26 protein-coding genes and 4 pseudogenes are annotated in these 23,842 nt (G+C 69.6%); 16 read left to right on the top strand and 14 right to left on the bottom strand.

Annotated elements, in window-relative coordinates; translation table 11 throughout:
* Positions 1-510: 510 nt before the first annotated feature.
* Entirely contained in the window at positions 511-1,479 is a 969-nt protein-coding gene (locus ACQP10_RS21120; RefSeq protein WP_389998438.1) for an NAD(P)-dependent alcohol dehydrogenase, read from the bottom strand.
* Positions 1,480-1,538: 59 nt separating this feature from the next.
* On the opposite strand from ACQP10_RS21120, the gene ACQP10_RS21115 reads away from it, so the two are divergent.
* Positions 1,539-2,195 carry a TetR/AcrR family transcriptional regulator gene (locus tag ACQP10_RS21115; RefSeq protein ID WP_346021058.1) on the top strand — a complete coding sequence of 219 codons (657 nt, stop codon included), beginning with the start codon at positions 1,539-1,541 and terminating at the stop codon, positions 2,193-2,195.
* A 106-nt stretch (positions 2,196-2,301) separates the two neighbouring features.
* On the opposite strand, the pseudogene ACQP10_RS21110 reads toward ACQP10_RS21115, so the two are convergent.
* Positions 2,302-2,514, bottom strand: a pseudogene (locus ACQP10_RS21110) (helix-turn-helix transcriptional regulator); the annotation flags it as partial.
* A gap of 111 nt (positions 2,515-2,625) precedes the next feature.
* Between ACQP10_RS21110 and ACQP10_RS21105 the strand changes: the two are divergent.
* From ACQP10_RS21105 to ACQP10_RS21070, 8 genes and pseudogenes are all read left to right on the top strand, one after another.
* Positions 2,626-3,048 (top strand): VOC family protein, encoded by a 423-nt coding sequence (locus ACQP10_RS21105; protein WP_346021059.1) that lies wholly within the window; start codon positions 2,626-2,628, stop codon positions 3,046-3,048.
* Positions 3,049-3,125: 77 nt separating this feature from the next.
* Complete coding sequence (locus ACQP10_RS21100) at positions 3,126-4,154, top strand: aldo/keto reductase (protein ID WP_346021060.1); 1,029 nt, start codon at positions 3,126-3,128, stop codon at positions 4,152-4,154.
* Positions 4,155-4,158: 4 nt separating this feature from the next.
* Positions 4,159-5,256, top strand: coding sequence for a winged helix DNA-binding domain-containing protein (locus ACQP10_RS21095; protein ID WP_346021061.1), 1,098 nt, complete (start codon positions 4,159-4,161; stop codon positions 5,254-5,256).
* A gap of 267 nt (positions 5,257-5,523) precedes the next feature.
* Positions 5,524-5,838, top strand: coding sequence for a DUF6247 family protein (locus tag ACQP10_RS21090; protein ID WP_346021062.1), 315 nt, complete (start codon positions 5,524-5,526; stop codon positions 5,836-5,838).
* Positions 5,839-6,093 carry a hypothetical protein gene (locus ACQP10_RS21085; RefSeq protein WP_433539557.1) on the top strand — a complete coding sequence of 85 codons (255 nt, stop codon included), beginning with the start codon at positions 5,839-5,841 and terminating at the stop codon, positions 6,091-6,093.
* A gap of 436 nt (positions 6,094-6,529) precedes the next feature.
* Entirely contained in the window at positions 6,530-7,345 is an 816-nt protein-coding gene (locus tag ACQP10_RS21080; protein ID WP_433539556.1) for a pyrroline-5-carboxylate reductase family protein, read from the top strand.
* Between the two features lie 563 nt (positions 7,346-7,908).
* Positions 7,909-8,166 (top strand): annotated as a pseudogene (locus tag ACQP10_RS21075) (cupin domain-containing protein); the annotation flags it as partial.
* Positions 8,167-8,294: 128 nt separating this feature from the next.
* On the top strand, positions 8,295-9,167 hold the full coding sequence (locus ACQP10_RS21070; protein ID WP_433539555.1) for a class I SAM-dependent methyltransferase: 873 nt from the start codon (positions 8,295-8,297) through the stop codon (positions 9,165-9,167).
* 149 nt (positions 9,168-9,316) lie between these two features.
* Here the strand turns inward: ACQP10_RS21070 and ACQP10_RS21065 are convergent, their stop codons facing one another.
* Together ACQP10_RS21065 and ACQP10_RS21060 are read right to left on the bottom strand one after the other, a co-directional pair.
* Positions 9,317-9,703 (bottom strand): AQJ64_40280 family protein, encoded by a 387-nt coding sequence (locus tag ACQP10_RS21065; protein WP_386149636.1) that lies wholly within the window; start codon positions 9,701-9,703, stop codon positions 9,317-9,319.
* Positions 9,704-10,156: 453 nt separating this feature from the next.
* Entirely contained in the window at positions 10,157-10,558 is a 402-nt protein-coding gene (locus ACQP10_RS21060) for a helix-turn-helix transcriptional regulator (protein WP_433539554.1), read from the bottom strand.
* Positions 10,559-10,788: 230 nt separating this feature from the next.
* Between ACQP10_RS21060 and ACQP10_RS21055 the strand changes: the two genes are divergently transcribed.
* The 4 genes and pseudogenes from ACQP10_RS21055 (at position 10,789) to ACQP10_RS21040 (ending at position 12,294) form a co-directional block, all read left to right on the top strand.
* Positions 10,789-11,145 (top strand): STAS domain-containing protein, encoded by a 357-nt coding sequence (locus ACQP10_RS21055; protein WP_433539553.1) that lies wholly within the window; start codon positions 10,789-10,791, stop codon positions 11,143-11,145.
* 231 nt (positions 11,146-11,376) lie between these two features.
* On the top strand, positions 11,377-11,643 hold the full coding sequence (locus ACQP10_RS21050; RefSeq protein ID WP_433539552.1) for a hypothetical protein: 267 nt from the start codon (positions 11,377-11,379) through the stop codon (positions 11,641-11,643).
* 162 nt (positions 11,644-11,805) lie between these two features.
* Positions 11,806-11,940, top strand: a pseudogene (locus tag ACQP10_RS21045) (Tn3 family transposase); the annotation flags it as partial.
* A gap of 99 nt (positions 11,941-12,039) precedes the next feature.
* Positions 12,040-12,294: an integrase core domain-containing protein gene (locus ACQP10_RS21040; RefSeq protein WP_433541932.1), complete on the top strand. Its 255-nt coding sequence runs from the start codon at positions 12,040-12,042 to the stop codon at positions 12,292-12,294.
* Between the two features lie 168 nt (positions 12,295-12,462).
* On the opposite strand, the gene ACQP10_RS21035 is transcribed toward ACQP10_RS21040, so the two are convergent.
* On the bottom strand, positions 12,463-13,851 hold the full coding sequence (locus ACQP10_RS21035) for a tetratricopeptide repeat protein (RefSeq protein WP_399500962.1): 1,389 nt from the start codon (positions 13,849-13,851) through the stop codon (positions 12,463-12,465).
* Positions 13,852-13,925: 74 nt separating this feature from the next.
* A complete protein-coding gene (locus tag ACQP10_RS21030) occupies positions 13,926-14,525 on the bottom strand; it encodes a hypothetical protein (RefSeq protein ID WP_346021072.1) in 600 nt (199 codons plus the stop codon).
* A 317-nt stretch (positions 14,526-14,842) separates the two neighbouring features.
* Between ACQP10_RS21030 and ACQP10_RS21025 the strand changes: the two genes are divergently transcribed.
* A complete protein-coding gene (locus ACQP10_RS21025; protein ID WP_346021073.1) occupies positions 14,843-15,706 on the top strand; it encodes a helix-turn-helix domain-containing protein in 864 nt (287 codons plus the stop codon).
* A gap of 978 nt (positions 15,707-16,684) precedes the next feature.
* The gene (locus ACQP10_RS21020) at positions 16,685-17,515 is read left to right on the top strand and encodes a lysostaphin resistance A-like protein (protein ID WP_433539551.1); all 831 of its coding nucleotides are present in this window, start codon (positions 16,685-16,687) and stop codon (positions 17,513-17,515) included.
* A gap of 35 nt (positions 17,516-17,550) precedes the next feature.
* Here ACQP10_RS21020 and ACQP10_RS21015 read toward each other — a convergent pair whose 3' ends face one another.
* From ACQP10_RS21015 to ACQP10_RS20995, 5 genes and pseudogenes are all read right to left on the bottom strand, one after another.
* Complete coding sequence (locus ACQP10_RS21015; protein WP_346021075.1) at positions 17,551-18,240, bottom strand: response regulator transcription factor; 690 nt, start codon at positions 18,238-18,240, stop codon at positions 17,551-17,553.
* The gene (locus ACQP10_RS21010) at positions 18,237-19,415 is read right to left on the bottom strand and encodes a sensor histidine kinase (protein WP_433539550.1); all 1,179 of its coding nucleotides are present in this window, start codon (positions 19,413-19,415) and stop codon (positions 18,237-18,239) included. Before ACQP10_RS21010 ends, ACQP10_RS21015 begins: the two co-directional genes overlap by 4 nt.
* A 399-nt stretch (positions 19,416-19,814) precedes the next feature.
* Positions 19,815-20,094: pseudogene (locus ACQP10_RS21005) on the bottom strand (flavoprotein); the annotation flags it as partial.
* Positions 20,095-20,880: a DUF1963 domain-containing protein gene (locus tag ACQP10_RS21000; protein ID WP_433539549.1), complete on the bottom strand. Its 786-nt coding sequence runs from the start codon at positions 20,878-20,880 to the stop codon at positions 20,095-20,097.
* A 270-nt stretch (positions 20,881-21,150) separates the two neighbouring features.
* Positions 21,151-21,279, bottom strand: a complete 129-nt coding sequence (locus tag ACQP10_RS20995) for a hypothetical protein (RefSeq protein ID WP_346021078.1) — start codon at positions 21,277-21,279, stop codon at positions 21,151-21,153.
* A 73-nt stretch (positions 21,280-21,352) separates the two neighbouring features.
* Here ACQP10_RS20995 and ACQP10_RS20990 point away from each other — a divergent pair, with 73 nt between their 5' ends.
* A complete protein-coding gene (locus tag ACQP10_RS20990; RefSeq protein WP_346021079.1) occupies positions 21,353-21,652 on the top strand; it encodes a hypothetical protein in 300 nt (99 codons plus the stop codon).
* A gap of 7 nt (positions 21,653-21,659) precedes the next feature.
* Here the strand turns inward: ACQP10_RS20990 and ACQP10_RS20985 are convergent, their stop codons facing one another.
* From ACQP10_RS20985 to ACQP10_RS20975, 3 genes are all read right to left on the bottom strand, one after another.
* Positions 21,660-21,878 carry a hypothetical protein gene (locus tag ACQP10_RS20985; RefSeq protein ID WP_346021080.1) on the bottom strand — a complete coding sequence of 73 codons (219 nt, stop codon included), beginning with the start codon at positions 21,876-21,878 and terminating at the stop codon, positions 21,660-21,662.
* Positions 21,879-22,157: 279 nt separating this feature from the next.
* Positions 22,158-23,015 (bottom strand): aminoglycoside phosphotransferase family protein, encoded by an 858-nt coding sequence (locus ACQP10_RS20980; protein WP_346021081.1) that lies wholly within the window; start codon positions 23,013-23,015, stop codon positions 22,158-22,160.
* Positions 23,016-23,238: 223 nt separating this feature from the next.
* Positions 23,239-23,838 carry a TetR/AcrR family transcriptional regulator gene (locus tag ACQP10_RS20975; protein WP_433539548.1) on the bottom strand — a complete coding sequence of 200 codons (600 nt, stop codon included), beginning with the start codon at positions 23,836-23,838 and terminating at the stop codon, positions 23,239-23,241.
* Between the last annotated feature and the right edge of the window lie 4 nt (positions 23,839-23,842).

Below are 23,842 nucleotides of genomic sequence, written 5' to 3'. Positions count from 1 at the left end.
ACGCGACAAGGCCCATGTGGATCATGCACATGCATGCCGTCAGGCAGGCCAGGATGATCGCAACGACGGATTGGTGCGCCCAGGCCGCTGCCCCGGCTCCTGTTGCCGTTGTCAGGCCGGTTGGCCGTACACCACCAGGGCTCGGGGTGTACGCATGGAATCCCTTTCCTCTCCACTGCCCTCGGGTCACCCCGTGCCGGGAGGCAGTCCCTCATCGGGGAGGGCCCGGCGGCGGCTTCGCAGGAGGCTCGCTGCCCCTTGTCCTACCGCTGTTCACCATGCTACGAAACGAGGCCCTGGAACGGGAGGGCTCAACCGCCGGCTTTCCGGTTCGACAAAACGCCCGACAGCTATCTGGCTGGCCTGTACCCACGCGGGGCCATCTTATGGATCCGAAGCCTCCGGCCGGCCTAGAGATCCGCACTCCGTACAAGCTCTAGCCGTCCTCGTTCCCGACGGCGGCGCCGCGGTGGACGTTCGGCGTGTCCGGCGACGCGCGCCGTACCGTTCTCAGGCGATCCGTACGACGACCTTGCCGCGTACGCCGCCCTTCTCCAGTGTCCGGTGTGCCTGGGCGATGTCTTCGAAGGGGAAGACCGTGTCCACGACCGGGCGGATGGCGCCGCTGTCCACGTACCGGGTGAGGTCGGTGAAGAGCCGGGTGGTGGGGTTGCCGCTGAAGAAGCGCACCCGCCGCCGCCCGTGAACGGCCGAGGCGGCGATGTACGCCAGGGACGCCGCGATCCTGCGCTGGTCGAAGGCGATCGCCACCATCCGGCCGGACGGCGTCAGCAGGCGGCGGAAGGCGGCGTGCTCGGTGCCGGCGGTGTCCAGGATCACGTCGAACCTGCCCAGGTCCGCCGGGGCGACGGCGGCGTAGTCGTACGCCTCGTGCGCGCCGAGGTCGCGGACGAGGTCGAGGCTGCGCGCCCCGGCGAGGGCGGTGACGTGGGCGCCGAGCGCCCGGCCGAGCTGTACCGCGACGACGCCCACGCCGCCGCTGCCACCCCGGACGAGCAGGCGTTCGCCCGGCCTGAGCGCGGCCAGGTCGCGCAGCGCCGTGATGGCCGTCGTGCCCACCGGGAGCGCCGCGGCCGTCACCAGGTCGAGTCCCGCCGGGGCCGGGGACAGACGGCGGGGGCGGATCGCCACGTACTCGGCGGCGCTCCCGAACGTGCGTCCCAGCACGCCCCACACCCGGTCGCCTGCCTTCGGGCCGGTCACCCCGGGGCCGAGGGCGACGATCTCGCCGGTGAGGTCGATCCCGACCCGTTTCGGGAAGCCCCGCTGCATCAGCCCGGTCACCAGGCGCAGCCGGCCCGTCCGGCCGTGCACCTCGCCGCCGTTCACGCTGACGGCGTGCACCCGCACCAGCACCTGTCCGGGGGCGGGGACCGGCTTCGGCACCGTGCCCACGTACAGCTCCTCCGGCGGTCCGTACCGGTCGAACAGGGCCGCGCGCATCTGATTCGTCTCCATACGGGAGACGCTAGCTCGCTAACCGGACGGGCTAGTCCACTTACGCTAATGTGAGAAACATGGCTGATCATCCCTCTCAGTTGGCGTCGGCCAAGGAACTGCGGGCGGACGCGCGGCACAACCGGGTGCGCATCCTCGACGCAGCGCGGGAGACGTTCGCCGCGCGCGGTCTGGACGCGCCGATGGTGGCCATCGCCCGGCGCGCCGGGGTCGGGGTGGCCACCCTCTACCGGCGGTTCCCGTCCCGCGAGTCCCTGATCACGGAGGTGTTCAGGGACGAGCTGGCGGCGTGCGCGTCGGTCGTGGACGACGCTCTGGCCGACCCGGATCCGTGGCGGGGGTTCCGCGGGGCGATCGAGAAGGTGTGCGCGATGCAGGTCGCCGACCGGGGGTTCACCGACGCCTTCCTCACCGCGTTCCCGGACGCGATCGACTACGAGCGCACGCGGTTGCGGGCCGAGCGGGGCCTCGCCGAGATGGTACGGCGGGCCAAGGCCACGGGCCGGCTGCGGGCCGACTTCGACGTCGCGGACCTGGTGCTGCTGTTCAGGGCCAACTGCGGCCTCATCGCCGGTGCGGGGGAGGGGGTGGAGGCGGCGTCGCGGCGGTTGGTGGCGTACCTGCTGCAGTCCTTCGGCGCCGGGCACGCCGAACCGCTGCCGCCACCGCCGCCGCTCACGCTCGGCCACATGATCCGAACTCTGAACAGCTCCTAGCCGCAGGCGGTGATTCGGGTCACGGTGTAGACCGTGAAACCTGTTTCGGCGGTGGTGGCCGCGGTCGGTGTGGCATTGGTGGTGGGGATCGTCTGGGTGCTGGGCCCGGGGGCAGGTCAGCGCCCGCTTCGAGTCTGTAACCGCCGTCGGGACCCTTGGCCGCCACGATGGGGTAGCCGAGCTCGCGTAGGCGGTCGACGTCCCGGCGCACGGTACGCGGACTGATGTCCAGCCGTTCGGCCAGCAGCGCCCCCGGCCAGTCCCTGCGCGCCTGGAGCAGCGAGAGCAACGCCGGCAGTCGTGCGGAGGCCTTCGGCATGACCTGATACCGCCCTGAGAAGCGGCCACAACCTGACCTCTTCCTCTGTGACTGTTGTCTCGCGCCGGACAACGGCGTTCAGAAACAACAATCAGTGGTCAGGAGCCGAATATGGCCGTCAAGTCCGTGACTCATCTGAACTTCCGTGGCGACGCCCGTGCGGCGCTCGAGTTCTACCGGTCCGTTTTCGGTGGTGACCTCGCCGCCGTCACCTACAAGGACGCCGGGAGCGTGCAGGACCCCGCCGAGGCGGACCAGGTGATGTGGGGCCAGGTGCTCGCCGACAACGGCTTCCACGTGATGGCCTACGACGTGCCCTCGCGGATGCCCTGGAACCAGGGCGAGAACTCCTTCTTCCTCTCCCTGCGCGGCGAGAGCGCGCAGGAGGTCACCGCGTACTGGGACAAGCTCTCCGAGGGCGCCACCGTCGTGCAGCCGCTGGGGCCCGCGCAGTGGGCCCCGCTCTACGGCATGCTCAGGGACCGTTTCGGCGTCGTCTGGGTCGTGGACGTCGTGAGCGAGTACAACGGCTGAACATCGCACGTGGTGCGGAAGCGCGCCTTCCGCACCACACCCCAGGGCCATCGAAGAGACCGAAGGAGACAACCGGAATGAGGATGCGTCCCCTGGGGCGGACCGGAATACAGGTCAGCCCCTACTGTCTGGGCACCATGATGTTCGGCCGGGTCGGCAACCCCGACCACGACGAATGCGTCCGCATCATCCACCGGTCCCTCGAAGCGGGAATCAACGTCATCGACACCGCCGACGTGTACTCCTGCAGCGAGACCGAAGAGATCGTCGGCAAGGCGCTGAAGGGCCGCCGCGACGACGTCATACTCGCCACCAAGGTGAACGGCCCGATGGGGGAGGACCCCAACCGTGCCGGCAACTCCCGGCGCTGGATCGTCACCGAGGTCGAGCACTCGCTGCGACGCCTCCAGACCGACCACATCGACCTGTACCAGATCCACCACCCTGACCCGCGGACCGACATCGAGGAGACCCTTGCCGCGCTGACCGACCTGATGCGCGATGGCAAGGTGCGCGCCATAGGCACCTCCAACTTCCCCGCCTCGGACATCGTCGAGGCCCAGTGGGTGGCCGAGCGGCGCGCTCTGGCGCGCTTTCGCACCGAGCAGCCGCCGTACTCCCTGCTCAACCGCGGCATCGAACGCGAGGTGCTGCCCGTCTGCGAACGCTACGGCATGGGCACGCTCGTGTGGAGCCCGCTGGGGATGGGCCTGCTCACCGGCCGCTACCGCGAGGACCGCAAGGCCCCTGCGAACCGGATGGCCTGGGTGCCCAGGCATATGACCGACGAGCGTACGCACGACACCGTCGAGCGGCTCGCCCTGCTGGCCGAGGAGGCCGGGATCCCGTTGACCCACATGGCGATGGCGTTCGCGGTCGCCCACCCGGGCGTCACCGCCGCGATCATCGGCCCGCGCACCATGGAGCAGCTCGACGATCTGCTGGCCGGTGCCGGAACCGTCCTCGGCGATGACATCCTCGACAGGATCGACGAGATCGTGCCTGCGGGCAGTGACGTCGGCCTGCTCGACGTGTCCTACGACCCGCCGGCCGTCACCCGGGCCGGGCTGCGCCGGCGGCCGGGCGGCGAGCGAGCCGCGGCGTGATCCGATGACCGTTCTCGACCTCCGGACGCTCAACCGTGCGACGCTCGCCCGGCAGTTGCTGCTCGATCGCGCCGGCATACCGGTCCTCGACGCTGTCGCGCATCTGTGCGGCCTGCAGGCGCAGGAGCCACAGGAACCGTTCGTGGGGCTCTGGTCACGGTTGCATGGGTTCGATCCAGCGGCGCTGTCAGACCTGCTGATCCGGCGGAGTGTGGTGCGTACACACCTGATGCGCCGCACCGTTCATCTTCTCACCGCCGAGGACGTCCTGGCCTGGCGGGCGCGCCACGACACCATGCTGCGCCAGCGCGTGCTCGGGACCTACCGTCGTGAGTTCGCCGGGGTGGACCTCGACGAGCTCGCGGAGGCGGGCCGGGCGGTGATGGCCGACGGTGAGCCCCGCTCGATGACCGAGCTGGCGCGGGCGCTGGCCGGGCGCTGGCCGGAGCCAGGACCGCGGGCGCTGGGCGAGATGCTGGTCGCCGCCCTCGTCCCGATGACACAGCTGCCACCGCGCGGCCTGTGGCGCAAGAAGGCGGGGGTGCGCAACGTTCCGCTCTCCGCCTGGCTGGGCCGCGAGATCGACCCGCCCTCCCCGGACGGCTCCGACCCGGTCGGTCAGGCGCTGGTACGGCGCTATCTGGCCGCGTTCGGCCCTGCCGCCACGGCTGACCTGCGCGCCTGGTGCGGCCTGGCCGGGCTGCCGGCCGCGGTCTCCGCGATCCGGGACGAGCTGGTCGGTTTCCGCGACGAGCGGGGCCGGCACCTGCTGGACCTCCCCGACGCGCCGCGCCCCGACCCTGACACCCCCGCCCCGGTACGGTTCCTACCGGCCTTCGACAACGCCGTCCTCGGCTACCACGACCGCACCCGCATCATCGACGACGCCCACCGCGGCCTGTCGGTCACCGGCGCCCGCGTCGTGCTGGTAGACGGCCGGGTCGCCGCGACCTGGAACGTCGAGGGCGGCACGGTGCTGGTCAGTCCGCTGCGCCGCTTCTCGCGAGCCGAGCGTGACAGCGTGGCCGAGCAGGGGCAGGCCCTGGCGTCGTTCCTGTCCGGCGGAGACGGCGAGCGCGTAGAGCTCACCGCCGCTCCCTGAGATCAAGCCCCCTTGAGGCTTCGCGAACGCGTTGGCCCGCGGAGCTCGAGACGTCCACTTGATGATGCGGATGCCCTGGGCCAGGAAACTTCGTCGAATATCGTGGGGAACGCCGGATCCCGATCGCCGATGAGGACTCTGTACCTCCGCCCCGTCCCCACCTCGATCATCCCGTTCATGGTCTGCCGCGTGTCCCCGGCCCCGAAGTACGTCCCGGTGCGAGGCCTGTCCGCTTTCGCAGGTGAGAACGGAGAAGGAGCCGCCATCATGACCGCCCAGCCTCATGCGGGCCGCCCCGGCCCGGCGATCGAGCGCACCTTCACCGCGGTACGGGCAGCGCTGCCCGCCGCGAACGTGACCGCGTTCGACGCCGAACTCGCGGCGATCGCCCACGCGGACGTGGTGGACCTGGCCGCCTTGGACGACTTCCTCACCGGCTGGTGGCGCATCGCGGTGCGGGCGGCCGCTGACCCCGACGACCGGCAGCGGATGCACGCCGAGGCCGAGCGGATCCGATCCGGGCGGCGGCCTGCGGGGCCATCGCTGGCCGAGGTCCTCGCCCGCCGGGGAGCCCGCCGGTAGGTGTACGACATCACGATGGGCAGCCCGGCCGCTGAAGCCCAGCTCGACGCCTTGTCCGACCCGGAGATCGACACCCTGCCGGAGATCTACGAGGTCCTTCGGCTGACGCCGGGCAATGGCCGCCGGCTTACCACGACCGGCGACATGTACGTCTGGGACCACTGCCGCCCGGAGGCAGGAAGCCGGGAAACCCGCCGTGGAGTCCGTATCGGCCGGCATGCGGCATGGCTGGCCGGCCGGATCGGCTGCCGCTGAGAAGCCGCTCCATCGTCTTCGGAGGTCTTCGTGTTGCGCGGGCCCGCTGGGCAGGGGCTCGTCGAGCCCGTCGTCGACCAGGCCGGTGCCGAGACTGCCTGGCTCGTGGCTGAGCCGTGATGACGGAGACCGCCGATCGGCGGACGAGCCGAGATCCGGACACTCCCGGTTGGACGGCCGGCCGGGAGAGGCCGGACAGGACGATGTCGTTATCCAGTGTCCAGCTGACCCGTCAGGCAGGTGTGGCAAGTGGCCTTCCGGGAACTTGCCTGACGGGTCATCCGGGGTTTGTCAGGCAAGTAGGTCACATCAGGAGACGGTCTGGGAAGCGCCCGAAACCCGAGGGCTTCTGGACTGAAGGCATCACTGCCGTCCGCCGGTCAATCGATGTCCAAGGCGGCAGGCGGGTCCACGGCGGCAGCGAGATTCCGGGACGATGGTGCTCGTGACAGCACGGACTGTGGGGATCATGGGCTTGGGCCGAATGGGGCTGACTCTGGCCGCCGGCTTCAGCAGAGCAGTCGAACCGGCACGATTGTTCGTCGCAGGTCGGTCGGTATCCAGCATCGAGCGCGTACGCGCTGCCGTACCTACCGCCACGGTGCTGCCGCCAGCCGACTTGGCTGACCGGGCCACCCTGGTTGTTCTGTGTGTGCGCAACGTGGACCTCCCTGACGTGCTCGCCGTTGTGCGTCCTCGACTTTCGGCGGAGCACATCGTGGTCACGATCAACAACGCACTGCCCCTGTCGAGGCTGGCGGACTCGGTTCCCTGTCCCGTTGCCAAGCTGATTCCCAGCGTCGGTAACGAGATCGGTGCGGGCGCGACGCTGCTCATGCCCGGCCCTGGCCTGAGCGAGGACGCCGTTGCCGAGTTGACGGAGTTGCTACAGGGGTTTTCCCGGCCGTTCGTGATCGGCGAGCGACAGGGCCGGGCAGCCACCGACCTGGCATCGTGCGGTCCGGCACTTCTGGCCAGTGTGGCCCAATCGATGATCGCAGCGCAGATCGAGCGCGGCGCGCCGCTACCCCCGGGTCTGGCCGAACAACTCCTCGCGCAGAGCATCGACGCCGTCAGCCGGCTGCTGGATCACGGGACGCCCTTGGCCGAGATCGTGGACCGCGTCGCGGTTCCCGGCGGCAACACCGCCGCTGCCGTCGAGGCGAGCCGCGACGGTCTCGCTGCGGCGTGGCGGGCGGCGTTCTGGGCGACCGCCGACAACGAGCGATCCAAGCCCCTGCCCGCACTGTGATTCATCGTGCGGACAACGACCTTGGCCGGGGTGCCGGTCACGCCGCACAGCGTGCGCTCAGGGAGCTGTGGACGGTGTCGGTAAGTAGGCCAAGCGCCTGGCCGTACGAGCCGAAGAACGTCTGCTGTGGGCACTGCGCCGCGAGCAGGAAGCCGCGGAGAGCACAGAGGCCCTGCGCGAGCTGCGCGCCGACATGCGCGGGCGAGGTCATGTCCCGCCCTGGCTTCCCGGCGTCGCCATGAGCTCCGCCTCGGCGCCGACCCTGGAGCACCTCGACTCCAATGAGCCTCAGGTCTTCCTGCCGGACGCCGGCGACCTCGGCGCCCTGGACCCGTTCTCACCCGGCGAGTAGCCCGCGGCCGGGCGCAACCTTCCCCGAGCGCGGCCGGGGAGAGGCCGAAACGGCCTCGATTCGAGGAGTCAGTGAAGGTTTTTGACTTCCGGGGAGAGAAACGGGAGCGGCTGCGCGGGGCCCCCGTCTCCTGGCCGAAAACGCCTCGACCTGCGAGAACGCCCACTGTTCCCGGTTCGGCTCCGGGTTCGCCGGGCCGAGGTGGACGCGCGCGACGGCCCGCGCCCAGCGCGGGCGCGAATGGCTCGTCGTGCTCTCCGGTACCGCGATCCTCATGCTCGGCCACCGCCGGTTCCGCATCGAGACCAACCAGGCCGCCGAGTTCCCCACCATGATGCCGCACGCGATCGGAGCCGAGGGCGGTCCGTGCGAGACCATGGGCATCTTCGACCGCGACGCCCGCCGCGGTCACCAACGCGACGCAAGCGAGACCGGCGAGTGCGACGGCGCGCAGGGCCCCTGCGAATAGCAACGTCGCGAGTAGTTCCGCCGCCACAGGAGGGATGATCTTGCGCGGCGGGCAGCACATCAAGCCATCTGTTTGCGCATTTCGCAAGGAATCATGCGGTATGCGCATGGGGTGCTTACGGTGATGTCATGACCCCAGCGCACGAGCACACCCCTCACCACGGCGGCTCGCACGGCCACCACCCGGAGCATGACGACAGCGGCCAGGCGGAGATCCTCGACCTGGACGCCGAGGTCCTCGCCGAGCACATCGCATCCATCACCGCCTGGCTGCCGCTGAAGGCCGAGCCGCGCCAGATCGTGGACCTGGGCTGCGGCACCGGCGCGGGTACCTTCGCGCTCCTCGAACGCTTCCCAAAGGCACACGTCAGCGCGGTTGACGCCTCCGCCGGCCACCTGCGGCTCCTGCGTGAGAAGGCACGCGCCCGCGGTGTCTCGGACCGGGTCCGCACCGTGCAGGCCGACCTCGACACCAGCCCCTGGCCCGACCTCGGCACACCGGACCTGGTGTGGGCCTCCGCGTCGATGCACCACATGGCCCACCCCGACCGCGCACTGCGTAGCGCCCACGACCTTCTCGCGCCGGGCGGGCTGTTCGCCGTCGTCGAGCTGGACGGCTTCCCCCGCTTCCTGCCCGCCGACGCCCCTGAAGGCCGCCCGGGACTCGAGGAGCGCGCCCACAGAGCGACCGACGGCTTCCACGCTGAACACGTCCCGCACCGCGGCGCCGACTGGGGGCCGATGCTGACCGCCGCCGGATTCACCGTCGAGGACGAGCGCGCCATCACCGTCAACATCGAGGGCGACCGCAGCGAGGCCATCGGCCGCTACGCCCACCGCAGCCTGCAACGCATCCGCGGCGTCGCCGCACCCGCACTCAGCCCTGAGGACCTCGCCGCCCTCGATGAACTCCTGGACGTCGACAGCCCGCACAGCATCCTGCACCGCGACGACCTCGCCGTACGCACCGAGCGCACCGTCTGGGCCGCCCGCCGGACCTGATCTGGGATGCCCGGTTGCCTGCCGGGCAACCGGCGGGGCAACGGCGGGCGCCGACCGATGACGTCCACCGTGCCGACGTACGTCAAGGGCCGCACGTCAGAGTGTTATAGCGGCATCAGCGCGGCCAGGGTGACGGCGACCTGTTTCCGTCATGCCCTCTCACCCAGAGCGTTCGCGCGGGCGGTCTTCGCCTCCTCGCCCGTCAGGTAGTGCACGGTCGTACCCGGCAAAGTGGGCAGATAGGCCCAGTGGGTGATCGGGTCGTCATCGTCCTGCGGGTTGTCACCACTTCGGCCGTAGGGCGGACGGACGACGCCGTCGGAATCGACGAAGCAGTCATGGTACTCACGCCCGTCCTCAGCGAAGTGACGGGTCGTGAAGTACATCGGCCTCACCAGCCAGAATTCTTGCCCCGCGTTTGGATCGCGCTCGTCCGCATCGTCGGACGGGAAACGGCCGGTGATCGCGGCGGCCACAGGTATTCCGTCCCTTGGCAGCCTCTCCCGGGAGTCCACCCACTCCACTTCCGCGCGCATGTCCATCCCGGCTCCGATCTTCGTCAAGTACGGTTATCTTCGCATTCCTGCCTTTCTCCCGTCCGATCATCGCCAGCGAGTGGCTCAACACCTCATGAAACACGGCCTAGTAGAGAGGGTGAGGGCGAAGCGGGCGGCGTCGTCGTGCGCAGGCCCATCTGGACGCCATGTTGCCGGCGCCGGACGCGGTGTGGAAGCAGATGGCCGGCCGGCTCGAAGAAGCTGGCCGGCCCCTGGAGCTGCTACATCTCAGGCAGAGACCACTCCCCGTGACGACCACGAGCTCATCCACAGCCGAATGGGCGACAGTTGATTGCGTGAGGTCGCCAGAGCTGCGCCCCTACCCAGCACCGCGCGCAAGCCGGTCATCCCCGCGGACCGAACAAAGGCCGGCATCCGCCGGTGACCGACGTCTACGGAGTGCTCGCCGGCGGCGACACTGGAGTGAGGACGTCAGGGTGAGGAAGTCACCGGCGTAGCCGAGGCATTGTTCGGCGGCGAGCTCATGGGTTGGAGATCTGTCTGGTCACCCTCAGCGGCGGCCGGGGGGTCTTGCCCTGGCTCGAGGCTGGCGAAGAGGTCGACCAGGGTGCGGACCGGCGCGTGGGCTTCGGTGGGGTAGCGGAAGCTGTGATCGAGGTTGAGCTGGTAGTGGTTACGCCGCCCGACCCGGCGCCGGGTCAGGTACCCGGCCTCGTGCAGGTCGGCCACGATGCCTTGGACGGCGCGTTCGGTGATGCCGATGCTCTGGGCCACGTCACGCAGCCGGGCCTCGGGATCCCGCGCGATCTTCAGTAGCACCCGGGCGTGGTGGGTCAGAAACGTCCAGGACGGACCTTGACCGGACATGCTCATCACACCTCACGCATCTTCGCTGTCACCCGGTGGCCAGGGCCGCCACCGGGGATGCTCCCCTGCCCCCACAACATCTGGTGAACAGTCTTTCATGAAAACTGCTTCGGCATTATGGTGGGCGAAGCAGTCACCTGCTGATGATGTCAGGAGGATGCGGTGGCCCATCAGCTCGCCCGCCGCGCGGGCGTGGATGAACACGCTGAGCGGAGTCTTCGGTGACCGGCCTGACGGTGACCTGCTGGCAGCTGGCCACTTACACGGTGCTGCGTGTGAGCGGCGAGGTGGACGCCACCACCAGCACCCACCTGGAGGCCGAGCTCAGCCGAGCCCTGAGGCTGGGCAACCCCATCGTCGTGGAGCTGTCCGGGATGACGTTCCTGGACAGCGGCGGCCTAGCCGTGCTGCTGAGGGCGCACCAAGACGCCGAACAGCGCGGTCACGAACTCCGCCTGACCGCGCTCGATGCCCGCCCGGCCAGGCTCTTGGAGCTCACCGGGATGATGGCCTACCTCCACGTGTATCCCACCATCCAAGACGCCGTCATCGCCCTGACCGCGACTGATCAGCGCCTTGCGGCAGAAGCGTAACCCGGCCTTGGGCCATCTTGGGGTGCCAGGTCGGCTCGGGCCGGGGAAACTCACCATGAGCCATCACCGTAGGGCGCCTCGGTCCGACCCAGTACGGGGTGCCGTTAAGAAATGTGTCACCCGCCGCAAACCGTAACGTCTCTGCAGGTCAGGAAGGTATGCCTTCATAAGGGCATCGCCCCGGCGGACTCGTCGCAGCTCCTTGTACCCCTACCACGCAGAAGGGGCCAGGTGGGACAGCTGCTCGGGCGCTGGGGCAAGGACGGCCAGCCGTTCGTCGTCGGCACGCACGCCAACCTCGAACAGCACGGGAACACCGACGGGCGCACCCTGTGGCCGAGGATGAACGACGACGGCGGCGGCCCGCACGACAACGACGAGCACCAGGGCGGCACCGTTGTGGTCGCGCGACTCTGTCAGGCGGATTCACCGTCACCGACGACAGGTCTTTGCCAGAAACACCAGCCCTCGCGAAGGCGGGGGAGTACGAACCGGTGAGCACATCGCCCCCCAGGCTAGGTCCGGCCTGCAGAAATGGCTGCTGCATGGCCTGCAGCGCTCCGGTCCCCACGGGCTCGGGTCGCTGTCGATGCTGGAACGCCTGCTGCCCGGCTGGCGCGGCAAGCTGCTGGTGCTGTTCCTGCTCGGATCCGTGGCCACCGCCACGCCCTGGCCGGGAAGATCTTCCACGGCCGCAAGGGCGAGGTCTACCAGCGCTACTACAAAGGCATGGAGGACCAGCCCGGCGCGCTGGGCCTGGGGCTCAGCTGCGTCACGCTGTGGAACAGCTTCTACGTCGACCTACTACGCCTCCCGCACCCGGCCGCCCTCAGCCCGCGCCACTCGCGATGAGCAACTCAAGACCGACATCCAGCGGATCTACACCGGCAACCACTGCTGCTACGGCACCCGGAAGATCCACCGGCAGCTGCGCCGGCCGAGACCACGATCGGGTCGTACACGACCGGGGTGATCCATCGCAGGGGTCCCTGGAGGGGCCTGGACGACGTGGAGATCACCACGATGGAGTGGGTCGACTGGTACGACGACCGGCGGCTGCACAGCGCCTGCGGCGACCGTCCACCCGCGGAGTTCGAGACTCTCTACCGAACCGACAACGGCCTGGCTATCCTCGCCGGAGCCGGCTGACCCGGCCTCCACGAAACCCGGCGTGGTTCACTCGCTCATCGTGATCAATCCCTTTCGTGCGTTGCCCACCGTAACGGTCCTGTCGATCTCCTGCGGTTGCTCCCGGAGGTCGATCGGGACAAGGACGTCGAGATGCCGGCCCTGCGTCATCAGAATCACCGCATGGCCTCAACTGGCGCGAAACGCCTCAGCGCTTCCTGAACCCGCGGCCGTGACCGTCCTGTCGCCCGTGTGCCGGCCTGGCGCATGCCGTCTCAGGAGGGCGGCGACTTCATTCGCTTCCGGAGCGTTCAGAGCCGTCAGGGTCTTCAGGCAGCGCTCCCAGGTCTCAATGGCCGAGGAAAGGTCGCCGGCCTCGCGGTGCACCTCGGCCAAGGCCCGCAGGGCGACGCCGTACCGGTACGGTGAGGCGATGGCCTGGTAGGTGGCCGCGGCGTCGGTCAGCATGGCGATCGCCTCGCCGAACCGCCGCTGCCGGCGCCGTACCTCTGCCGAGGCGAGCAGGACCCGGGCCTGGCCGACGGTGTCGAAGGCGTCCCGGTACGCGGCCAGAGCCTGCCCGAGGAGGTGGTCGGCGTCGGTCAGGTCGTGTCGGGCGAGCCTGGCGGTGGCCAGCCCTAGGCGGGCGTAGGCGATCCCCATGGGGAATCCGAGCGTGCCGAGGCCGTCCATCGCCTGGGTGAAGCACATTTCGGCGGCCGGCAGGTCACCGCGTGCGAGTTCGATCTCGCCGAGGACGATGCGGGTGAACTCCCGCGCCCGCACATCGCCGATGTCATGCGCCAGTCGCATTGCCCGCCGTGTATAGGAGATCGCGTGTTCGAGCCGGCCCTGCGAGAAGTACATCCGCCCGAGCCCGTTGAGCATGTGCGCCTGACCGCGGACGTCTCCCGCCGCCCGCGCGGCGGGCAGGGCGATCTCATGGGTGATGCGCCACTCGTCGTGATGACCGCGGGTCTCGAACAGGTGCAGGCCGGCGGCGGCCAGCTCCCAGCCGATCTCGTGAGCCCCCAGCGCCGCGCACTGACGGACCGCGGCGACGATGCCCGCTCGTTCGGCGTCCGCCCAGCCCAGAGGGTCCGGCAGGACATGGCGTCCCGCGACGTCCACGGCGGCGGCCCATGAAGGACTGGTGGGTCGCGGCAGCCGGTAGTCACCGCCGCACAGCCGCACGTGCGCCTGTCGGGTCAGCGTGAGCCAGGCGCTCAGGACTCGCCGCAGCGCGGCGGCGCGTTCGTCCTCGCTGTCTCTTTGCTCTCCGCACTCGCGGGCGTACGCCCGGGTCAGGTCGTGGAGGCGATAGCGGGTCTGCCCGGTCGGGTCGCGGCCGGCGACCTCGAGGAGACGGATGTCGGCCAGCTCCTCCATCAGATCCTCCGCCTCGGCGTACGGCATGCCCAGCAGGGCAGCGGCCGGCCAGGTGGCGAAGTCCGGTGCCTCCAGCAGGCCGAGGAGGCGGAAGAGCCGCTGTGCCTCCGGGTGCGGTCCTTGGTAGCCGACGGCGAGGCTGGCCCGCACGGCCTGTGAGCCATGGGAGAGCCGGCTCAACGGCCACACGCGCGCATGTGAAGCTCACGCCGCTCCGTGGGGCTCGTCCTTTGAGCCCCACGGGGACTGTGACGTCGCATCGGCTACAACGGCCACGCATTGGCGAAACCGTAGTGCGGGAGCGTGTTCTTGAAGTAGGAACGGGGAGCTGTGCCGCTCGCAGAGGGGAGGCTGCCCAGTTCGGGGGTGTAGGCGCGGAAGATGGCCACGCTGGAGGTCAGGCAGTTACTGCTGTAGGGGTTGTAGCGCGGGTAGTTCTTCCACACCTGCGTCGCCGACGCGGACCGCATCTGGTGGGTGTCCTTGCAGCGGAAGCTGTAGTACCCGGCTCTCTTGAAGTAGTCCCGGGTGGCGGCCCAGGTCCAGCTGGACTTCCAGGTCTTGCCCTGGGGCGAGTAAGAGCCCCAGGACCACAGGTCCGGGCCGGTCTTGAACGCCCAGCCAACGTGCCCGGCCAGCCCGGTGTAGACGTTGTTGGGGTCGGAGAACATGCATACCCGTCCGGGAGTGTTGGTGGAGGCCTGCGCGGCGGAGGCGGGAACTTGGGCGAGGGCGCCGGCCAGAGCCAGCCCCACGACTGCGGTGACGGCACGGCGCAGGTGGCGGGTCAGCGTTCGGCGTGAAGAGTCCGCCTCGGCGAACGGCAGGACGGTCCGGATGGCGGGGGGAGTGATTCGGGACATGGACTGCTCCACTTTCTACTGGGGATCCGCCGCCACCCGGCTCAGGCAGGCGGCGGCTTGCGGTGCTCCCAGCAGAGCGCACCGATGGGGCGTCCAGGCAGGTCAATGGACAAAGTCGGACAGAATCGGCCCACGTTAGGACGGCCTTGAGAGGCCGGAAAGAGTGCGGACAGGAGGTGGCACCGGTCAGGATCCTGTAGCTACACACGCCTGCAAGCGATCACTATGATCACTCCGTTGAACGTGACCTTGGGAGGCTCCCAGCGGGTGTGTCCGGGCGATTCCGCACCCTGGGAGGTGCCTTTGGAAAGGGCTACATGGACGTCAGCGATCTGAGCCCCGAGCAGATTGTCACAGTGCAGCAATTCGCCCATGCACTGAGGGCGATCCAGTCCCGGGCGGGCCTGTCGTTGCGGCAGCTGGCCAAGGAGGCTGATGTCTCCAAGTCCACGCTTTCGCTGATGCTGCGAGGAGAGCGTCTGCCGACCAAGCGCACCGTGGAGGTCTTCCTGCGGGCCTGTGGCCTGAGTGAGGAGCAAGCCGAGCCGTGGCTGCGGACCCGGGGGCGCCTGGAAAGCGGGTGGCCGGCACAAGGGCCTGCCCCCGCCCCGGCTGACGGGACCGTCGACGACCAAGGGGCGGGCGTATCGGGAGACACCCAGCCCATCGAGATCCCCATCGATCCGCGTCCGCGTCGCTTACGGCTGGGCGTCGCCATTGCCGCCGCCGTGGTGCCGGTGGCTGCCGGGGTCTGGGGGGTTGCGCAGCTTTGGGGATCCCCAGCATCGCCGATCACTGGGGAGGCGTGCCGAGGAGGTTATCAACCGGTCGCCCGGGCGGGGGTGGCGATTAAGCCCTGCATCGAGTCGAGCGAGGGCCAGGTGCGGATGAACGTCTACATCAAAGCCATGAAGCCTTCCGGGACGAGCGGAAAGGTCACCGCCTACGTGTGGCTGACCCATCGAGACACCAAAGACAAGTACCGCAAGAGCCTGCACACCTGCCCGGTCTCCCTGACCGACGATCAGAAGGTCGTCACCTGCGCGTACGCCTTCACCCCGCCGACGGCCGGCTACTACTACACCGCCGCCAGCGCGCAGACCGGCACAGACCCGCTGCCGCCGGAGTGGTCCCCGCAATACACCGGCACCCAGAGCCCCACGTTGAATTGGCAGCCCTGATGAGAAGCCTCTCGCCGTGATCTGGGCGATCCAGCCTGAATGATCACGAAGCGGGACTGCATGACCACCTCAACGATCAGGGCAAGGCGGACATGCTTTCGCTCGTCCGCTGACACTCTGGCGCGTTCTGAACGTTTGCGCAGGTCATGGGGCCGAACTCGGGGACGGGCGCCGGTCAGAAGGAACGCACTGTGCCGTTGCCGGCCGGTAACGGCGTTTCTGCCCGGGTGGACTTCGCCAAGCCGGTTGTTCACCGCGTGCGCATCGGCATGCTCGACGGGCAGCCCACAAGTCTCATCATCCAGCCCGCGAGGGTCCGCGCCACGCCCCATCACCGGACAGTAGGGCAAAGGGCAACTCGACCAGCTCCCGGACGACCTCACCTCTGGCCGTACGGCGCCAGCGCAGCCGCTCCCCACGCCCCGTCATGGGGGACTCCTGACATTGCGCCACGTGCAGACCGGGATGTCCAGGCTGCAGATCACAGCCGTAAGCGCGCTCGCGGGCCAGCGGGCCGTCATGGGCCGGCGCCCACTCGTCGTCGGTGAGCAGGTTGTAATGCGTGCACACCTCGCGGCGGACGTGCTTGCTCCTCGTTGCAGGAGAGCTTCCGCCGTCTCCTGGGCGACCGCCGTGTTCTCTGGATCCAACAGGAGGTGGCGCAGGGTCTGGGCCGCCTCAGGCACATCCGCCGACGCCGCGAGGCGCCGCCCGGCGGCCTTCATCCGATCGCAGCTGATGCGCAGAATCGGCGACGCGCGGGGACAGAAGCCTGGACGGTTTCTGATCCCCCGTGAGAGCTACCGCGATGTCCGTTCCAGGGGGATGGCACGCCCGGCTCCGATCCCTAGCCTTTAAGCCGCGGAAGATGCCGCGAAAACCTGGTGGAACTTGATCGAAAGGATCGCGATTGTGGCGTCCGCAGAGCACCCGGAAAACCCCCTCCCGCAAGCCGGCCCTACCAAGGGCCGCGGCCGGTTGCGCAGGTTCCGGTTCCCCATCCTGCTGGTCGCGTTGTTCGGTGTGATGGTGGTGACGGGCTGGATCAACCAGCTCGTCTCGCCCATCCCTATCCTCGCCCTGCCGGTGGGCGTCGGCCTGGCCGTCACCGCTGTGGCCTGTTACCACTGGTTGTGCCGGGCCGTCGAGCTCCGCCGGGACATCCCCGAACTCGCGAAGACGGGCCGATGGTCCCGGCTGCGGCGCGGGACGCTGCTCGGGTTCGGCCTGTTCACCGGGTTGATGGCGCTGATCGCGGTGTTCGGCGGCTGGCAGGAGGTGTCCTGGGGTTCCCTCGGCGGCTTCCTCGGCACCGCAGGCATGATGGCGAGCGTCGCCGTCGCCGAGGAACTGCTGTTCCGCGGGGTGGTGTTCCGCATCATGGAGGAACGTACCGGCACTGTGATCGCCTTGGTCGTATCCATGCTGCTGTTCGGTGCGATGCATCTGGTCAACGCCAACGCCACCCTGTGGGGCGCGTTCGCGATCGCCTTGACGGGCGGAGTCATGCTGGCCGCCGCCTACGTCGCCACCCGCTCGCTGTGGCTGTCCATCGGCCTGCACTTCGCCTGGAACTTCACCCAAGCGGGGATCTTCGGTGTCACGGTCTCCGGATCGGGCGTACCGCCGGAGGGCCTGCTGAACGTCACGCTGTCCGGCCCGTCCGCGCTGACCGGCGGCATCTTCGGCCCGGAGGCCAGCCTTTTCGCACTGCTGGTCTGCATGGTGCCCACGATCCTCCTGCTGCGGCGGGCCGCCCGCACCGGCCAGATCCGGCCCCGCCCGCACCGCACCAGGCTCTCCGCCTGACCGGAACGACGCCGACCGCAGGAGCCGGTGCCGCGTCAATCCTGATCGGCGGGCACCAGTCCGACCCGGTAGGCGAGAACGACCGCCTGTACACGGTCCCGCAGGTCGAGTTTGGCCAGGATCCGCGACACATACGTCTTGACGGTCTCGGCGCTGATGGACAATCGTCCGGCGATCTCGGCGTTGGACAGGCCCTCAGCGAGCTGTTCGAGTACTTCCAGCTCCCGCTGGGTCAGTGCCCGCACGATCTCCTGCAGGGCCGTCCGGGAGGAGTCGGTGGGGCGCAGGCGCTCGGCGAAGCGGCCGATGAGGGCACGGGTGACGGCGGGCGCGAGCAGGGAATCACCGCGCGCGATGGTGCGTACGCCGTCCACCAGTTCTTTCGGCCGCGCGTCCTTGAGCAGGAACCCGCTGGCGCCTGCCCTGAGCGCCTCGTAGGCGTACTTGTCGACGTTGAACGTGGTCACCACCAGCACCTTCACCGGATCGGCGACGCCGGGCCCGGCCAGTCGCCTGGTGGCCGCGATGCCGTCCAGGACGGGCATCCGGATGTCCATCACGACGACGTCCGGCAGCAGCCGCCGGGCGGCCTCGATCGCCGCACGGCCGTCCGCGGCCTCCCCGACGACCTCCATGTCGGGCTGGGCGGAGAAGACCGTGGTGTAGCCGGTGCGCACCAGCTCGTGGTCTTCGCAGATGAGCACCCGGATCGGCGTACTGGTCATGCAGTGCTCCTGGACGGGATGAAGGCCCGGACGCTGAACCCGCCTCCGGGCCGCGCCGCGGCGGTCAGCTCACCGTTCAGCATGTGTACGCGCTGGCGCAGCCCGTCCAGCCCCCGTCCCCCGGACGGCACGGCGGGGCCCTCCGCGAGAGCGGACCCGTCGGTGGTCACCTCGATGTCGATGTGACCGGAGCGGTGGTGGACCGTGACCGTGGTGGGCCGGCCCGTCGCGTGCTTGACGGCGTTCGTGAGGGCCTCCTGAACCACCCGGTACGCGGCCAACTCGACGTCGATGGGCCGGGGCAGGCGCTCACCGTGCTCGGTCAGTTCGACGGGCTGGCCGGACATGCGGGCCTGTTCGACCAGGTCGGCAACCCTGCCCAAGGCCGGCGTATGGTCCGTGAGCGCGGCGTCGCCAGTCGCCTCCAGCACACCGAGCAGATACCGGAGTTCCGTCAGCGCCCGCCGGCCGGTGTCGCTGATGGCGGCCAGGCCTTGCCCTGCGCGTTCCGGTGCGGTGCCTAGCAGAAACTGCGCCGCGTCGGCCTGCACCACTATGGCGGTCACATGATGAGTGACCACGTCGTGCAACTCATGGGCTATGCGGGCGCGTTCGGCGGCGCCGGCCGCCAGCGCGCCGAGCCGCCGCCGTTCGGCCTCCTCGGCCCGCCATCGGCGCATCCCGGTGCCGCCCATCCAGATCACGACCAGAACCAGGTAGAAGGCGAGGAAGTCCGGGATCCGGTTGGGAGATCCCAACTGGCTCAGGAGGATCGCGAGTGCGGCGTAGCCGGCGCTCACCGCCGCCGCGAGCGTGCGACGGTGCCGGGACTGTTGGGCTCCGGCCGTATACAGGGCCAGGTAGAAGCCGATGCTGGCGAACGTCTGCGGATAGGAGAGAGTCTGATGAACGGCGAAGGCGGCGCCGATGACGGCGAGGCATGCCGCCGGGAGACGGCTGCGTAGCGCCAGCGGCGCCGACTGCGCCACGGTCAGCACCACCGCCAAGGCGTCGGCCGGGCGCCTCGGCAGGTCGCTGAGCTGCGCTCCGATGACGGACAGCGTCGGTACGAATGCCAGCGCAGTGAGCGTCGCCGCGAGCGCGCCGTCCTTGACCGAGGCTTGCTGGGCTCTCCACCGGACCGGCCATGAGCGGACGGACAGGGGGACGTTCATCGATGTAGTCTAACGGCCCTGTGCCTGTAGCCGGCGACCTGGCAAACCAGACTCGGCGGACTGCTGGTCTCCACGATCACCGCGCTCGCCGGGGTATCCCGTGCCAAGACGGCGGTCCTTTCCGTTGCGGCACCACGCCCGGGAACCCTCCCATCAGGGGGCGGGAGGGGTCGTAACGGTGGTGATGGGCCCGACCAGGAGATCCTTCGCGGTTCGTACGAACTCTGTGACGAGTGGGTTGGTGTCCGCGGCCCGGGTGGCTACGACGATCTGGCAAGGCTCGATCCCGTCGAGCGCGACGGTGATCAGGCCGGGACGCAGGGTGTGGCGCCGGTCGCCGGCCGGGACGACGGCGATGGCGGCGCCGTCGGTGATGGCGCGCACGGCCAGGGTGAGCGAGCAGACGCCGGTCTCGGGCAGGTCGAGCTGGACGTCGCGTGCAGCTGTCCAGTCGCCGGCCAGAGCGGCGATGACGGAGCGGGCTTGCTCGTAGCCGGCGGCCAGCAGGAAGGTCGGGGCACGGCCGTAGCTCTTCATCCCGATGGCGTGGTAGCCGGGCTCGGGGTGCGTCAGCTCGTCCACGCCGTGGGGTCCGTACGGTGCCGCAGGAGTGGTCGTTGGGGTCGATCAGGGGAGCCGGCAGGCGGGTGGTGCCGAGGATGGGATCTAAGTCGAGCCGTCAGAAGGCGTCGACGTACACGTACACCCGGTCGAAGCGGAGAGCGGCCAGGTCGGCGCGGCGAATCACCCAGTGGAACAGGCCCGCCTCCAGCTCCTCGCAGTCGTCCTCACCACGCCAGGTGGCCAGCAGCGTCCACTCGTCGCCGTCCGCGACGGGCAGCGGCACTTCGTCTCGGACCAGCTCGACCGGGTCCCAGTTGAACAGGACCGGCTCGCCGCCAAGCTGGAAGCGCCAGTGAGGGCGCCAGCCGACCACCTGCGACCAGGCGGACTCCAGCTCGGCCGCCCGCTGCGACTCCTCGTCGTCGTCCTCCTCGCGCCACGGCCACGACCACTGGTGGAAGCAGAAGTCCAGCCGCGCCCGGCGGTAGGTGCCCGGACCGTCGTCCGGGTCGACCGGACGCTCTGCCAGCGGCGTTCCGGCCGGCATGTACCGCACGGCGTCGGCGACCACCGCCCCGCAGCCCGGATCGGGGTCGGCGAAGAACAGCAGCCAGCCCTCGGTGGGCAGCAGCAGATCCGTCGCCCCGGGCGGCAGGGCCGCGCAGTCGATGGCCGCGACGAACGCCGCCGCCGGCACGGGGGCACCTTCCGGCAGCGGCGGATTCCCGCCGGTCAGCGCCATGACCGGGCCTGGGCCGTCCGGTGCGAGGTAGACGGCCGGGCGAGCGGTGCGTATGTACGCCTCCACCTCGGCGGCCGGAATCCCCCGTGCGGCGGCCTCTGCGCGGAAGCGGGCGGCCCTCGCCGCCGGGGACTCGTCAATGGTTTCCGTGTCGGTCACGGGAGGAGCCTAGGGCCGTCACCCGGTTCGCGGAGGACTCGGTGGCCTCCTGGTGGTCAGCGGTCTTGTCATCGCCGGACCGCTGGCGGTCAGGCGGCCATCGTCCCGGTCACCGGTACGGGCATGTCGTGGTGGTCGGCACTCACCCCTGGCGTCCACCCGCAGCCCGACCTCGGCCATCAAGCGGCAGGCTGCGTAGTTCCGAGCGGTCGGCGCGAACTTTCGGCGGGCCGCCAACTCCTCTCGCCATCCGGTGAACAACCGGGTGATCTACTCGGCGGTCGGCGGGACGCGGAGTTTGGCCTGCTGTCGGCCGCGGGGCCGGTTCATCTCGTCGATCGGGCACTCGATGATCCGGCCGGTCATCTGGTGGATCTCGACCTTATGCCGCAAGTCCATTCTCTGCACTACGCAAGTCGCGTCTGTGTGAGGGTTGAAGCACTCCGCGATCTTCCGAAGTCCTCTGGTCTGGATGCCGTCGACAGGGTTCCTCTCGCGATCGGGCGGAAAGGCCGATGGCCGAAGACTGATCCAGGGGGGCGGCATCGAGGACGCGGCGCTGCTCATTTTGGAGTGGCTCGGTGAGCAGGGGATCAACGCGATGCTCAGGGTCGATGCCGAGAGGCTGGCGGAGGGACGACCCTTCTGGACCTTCGCGGCGAGTGGCGGTCCGTTGGAGATCGGCATGCGTGCTGATGGTGCCAGCGCTGCTCTGTGCTTGTCGTCGGCGGTCGCCAGGCTCCGTGAGCTCGGCGTCGTCATGCCACATTGATCATGAATCATGTTTCACTTGGCGCGGGCATGCCCGGCATGCCGAGGTGGGTCGGGGTGACTCTGGCGAGGCGACGGGACTGGTCTCGCTTCTGACGCAAGAAAGTGAGGGTGAGGTCGATGCCTTCGATCTCACCAAGCCAGCCTTCGGCTTCGGCGAGAACGAGGTTCTGCCGGGCGGTGGACTGCTGGTCGGTGGAGACGCGCTTGTAGACCAGGCTCGCCATCAAGGACCCCTTCAGGTGGTGGACCGACTCCCGCTCGCCATGCCACCTGTCATCAACCGGCATTGGATCCGATGGGATCGGCGGGCTCTGGATGCCCTGGTGGGGTGCCACCGGAATACGGCGGAACCGGGCCGCGGGACGGTAGAGGCGCTGGTCAGCGCTGGGTTGGCGCCTCGTAGGCGGTGGAGCGGCCGATCTTGAGGGTGCGGGCGGCCTCGGTGCCCGAGACGCCGTCGTCGAGCAGACGGCGTGGTGTGGCCGGTTCGGCGGGGGCGCCGCTCAGTGGCCGCCACCGGTGGCGTGCTCCCGGCGGTCGAGGCCGGCCTGCATCTGGGCGAGCCACTGTCGGCCCCTTCTGCGCCCGTCGGGGAGTTGGTCGTCGCGGTCCCAGCGCCAGGAGACCGCGAGGGCGAGGCTGAGGATTCGGCAGTCGGCGAGCAGTACGGAGTCGGCGCCTGGGTAGTGTGCGGCGACGTCCTTTGGAGCATGCGCGAGGTCGAACTCGACGGGTCCGCGGCAGGCGGTCTCCAGGTCGATGAAGAGCGGTCCGTCCGCGGTGGCGAGCAGGTTGTCGGGGTGCGGTTCGCCGTGCAGGAGCTGTCGCCGTGTGCCGCGGTCCAGGATCGCGCGGCTGATTTTGTGGAGGGTGTCGGTCAGCAGGGCGCGTTCTGCGGTGCCGAGGTCCGGGCTGACGGTGGGGTCCTCGACCACCCGGAGGGCGTCGGCGACGCGGTCGGTGAAGTGCGGTGCGGCGAAGTCGATGCGGCGCAGGCCGGCGTGCAGCCGGGCCAGGGCGTCGGCGTAGGCGGCGGGTGGGTGGTTCCCGGGTGCGGCGGTGGGCTCGTAGTAGGTCCAGAGGGTGACGGCGAAGCCGTCGCGGACATGGACGCGGGGCTCGGTCCTTGGATCGGGACCCGCCACCGGGCTGCCGGTCCCGGTGAGGCGCCGGGCGATCTCGACCTCGAGGTCGGGGCGGTACGCGAGGGGCGCGACCCGGGCGAGGATGCCGCTGGGCCGTAGCCGGACGGCGATCCGGTTCGATGTGTGCAGCACAGCGGCGTCGTCGGCGCCCAGACCGTACTCGGCGGCCGTGTCGACGGCCGCGGCCACCGCCCGCGGGATCTCGGTGTCCTTCACGTGTTCGGTGCCTCTCCCTGCTGGAGTTGATGTGCGGCGCAGGCCCTTGGCCCGGCCGAGCATCCGGTCACCAGCCCCCTGGCGGCGGTGTCCAGAAACGTACACGTTCTCGGACGACAGGCTCACCTGTACGAATGCTGCCCGAAAACCTACGTCTAAGAAGTCCCTGCCGCTCGGCGGCCCGAATCCGCCGTATTCCGGTGGCACCCCTTTCTCGGGGGGCTCACGAGCGCAGGCCCGCGACGAGGAGCCCGACCAGGCGGCGGGCGTCGTAGCGGGGGTCGGCCTCGGCCCCGATGCACAGGTTGCCCACGCCGCGCATGATCTCGAAGGCGTCCAGATCGGGACGGATCTCGCCGGCGGCCGCCGCGGCCTCCAGCAGGTGGGCGCACACCGGCACCAGGCGGTCGAGGAAGTAGGCGTGCAGCGCCTGGAAACCGGTGTTGTCCGGCTGCAGCACCGCGGCCAGCCCGTGCTTGGTGACCAGGAAGTCGACGAACAAGCCGATCCACTGCCGCAGCGCCGCGTACGGGCTCGGGCCGGCGGCCAGCAGGGCCGGACCGGCCTGCGCGCAGGACTCGACCTGGTGGCGGTAGACGGCGATGACGAGGTCGGCCCGGGTGGGGAAATGGCGGTAGATCGTGGCGGTGCCGACGCCGGCCTCGGCCGCGATGTCGCGGATCGGCGCCTCCACGCCCGAGGCGACGAACACCGTGGCGGCCGCGCGCAGCAGATTCTCCTCGTTGCGCCGCGCATCGGCCCGTTTCGGACGCGACTCCTCCACGCCGTTCCTCCCAGGGGTCAGGATTGCTAAACGGGACACGGTC

The organism is Streptosporangium sandarakinum, from assembly GCF_050942225.1.
In the GTDB taxonomy this organism is placed as follows: Bacteria; Actinomycetota; Actinomycetes; order Streptosporangiales; family Streptosporangiaceae; genus Streptosporangium; species Streptosporangium nondiastaticum.
Note: the sequence above shows the minus strand (reverse complement) of the source record. Positions and strands in the feature narration are given on the sequence as shown.

Excerpts from the sequence above, each read along its gene's own strand:
- ACQP10_RS21120 (WP_389998438.1), bottom strand. The coding sequence starts at position 1,479 with ATGGAGACGAATCAGATGCGCGCGGCCCTGTTCGACCGGTACGGACCG.
- ACQP10_RS21115 (WP_346021058.1), top strand. The coding sequence starts at position 1,539 with ATGGCTGATCATCCCTCTCAGTTGGCGTCGGCCAAGGAACTGCGGGCG.
- ACQP10_RS21105 (WP_346021059.1), top strand. The coding sequence starts at position 2,626 with ATGGCCGTCAAGTCCGTGACTCATCTGAACTTCCGTGGCGACGCCCGT.
- ACQP10_RS21100 (WP_346021060.1), top strand. The coding sequence starts at position 3,126 with ATGAGGATGCGTCCCCTGGGGCGGACCGGAATACAGGTCAGCCCCTAC.
- ACQP10_RS21095 (WP_346021061.1), top strand. The coding sequence starts at position 4,159 with ATGACCGTTCTCGACCTCCGGACGCTCAACCGTGCGACGCTCGCCCGG.
- ACQP10_RS21090 (WP_346021062.1), top strand. The coding sequence starts at position 5,524 with ATGACCGCCCAGCCTCATGCGGGCCGCCCCGGCCCGGCGATCGAGCGC.
- ACQP10_RS21080 (WP_433539556.1), top strand. The coding sequence starts at position 6,530 with ATGGTGCTCGTGACAGCACGGACTGTGGGGATCATGGGCTTGGGCCGA.
- ACQP10_RS21070 (WP_433539555.1), top strand. The coding sequence starts at position 8,295 with ATGACCCCAGCGCACGAGCACACCCCTCACCACGGCGGCTCGCACGGC.
- ACQP10_RS21065 (WP_386149636.1), bottom strand. The coding sequence starts at position 9,703 with ATGCGCGCGGAAGTGGAGTGGGTGGACTCCCGGGAGAGGCTGCCAAGG.
- ACQP10_RS21060 (WP_433539554.1), bottom strand. The coding sequence starts at position 10,558 with ATGAGCATGTCCGGTCAAGGTCCGTCCTGGACGTTTCTGACCCACCAC.
- ACQP10_RS21030 (WP_346021072.1), bottom strand. The coding sequence starts at position 14,525 with ATGTCCCGAATCACTCCCCCCGCCATCCGGACCGTCCTGCCGTTCGCC.
- ACQP10_RS21025 (WP_346021073.1), top strand. The coding sequence starts at position 14,843 with ATGGACGTCAGCGATCTGAGCCCCGAGCAGATTGTCACAGTGCAGCAA.
- ACQP10_RS21015 (WP_346021075.1), bottom strand. The coding sequence starts at position 18,240 with ATGACCAGTACGCCGATCCGGGTGCTCATCTGCGAAGACCACGAGCTG.
- ACQP10_RS21010 (WP_433539550.1), bottom strand. The coding sequence starts at position 19,415 with ATGAACGTCCCCCTGTCCGTCCGCTCATGGCCGGTCCGGTGGAGAGCC.
- ACQP10_RS20995 (WP_346021078.1), bottom strand. The coding sequence starts at position 21,279 with ATGGACTTGCGGCATAAGGTCGAGATCCACCAGATGACCGGCCGGATC.
- ACQP10_RS20990 (WP_346021079.1), top strand. The coding sequence starts at position 21,353 with ATGCCGTCGACAGGGTTCCTCTCGCGATCGGGCGGAAAGGCCGATGGC.
- ACQP10_RS20985 (WP_346021080.1), bottom strand. The coding sequence starts at position 21,878 with ATGGCGAGCCTGGTCTACAAGCGCGTCTCCACCGACCAGCAGTCCACC.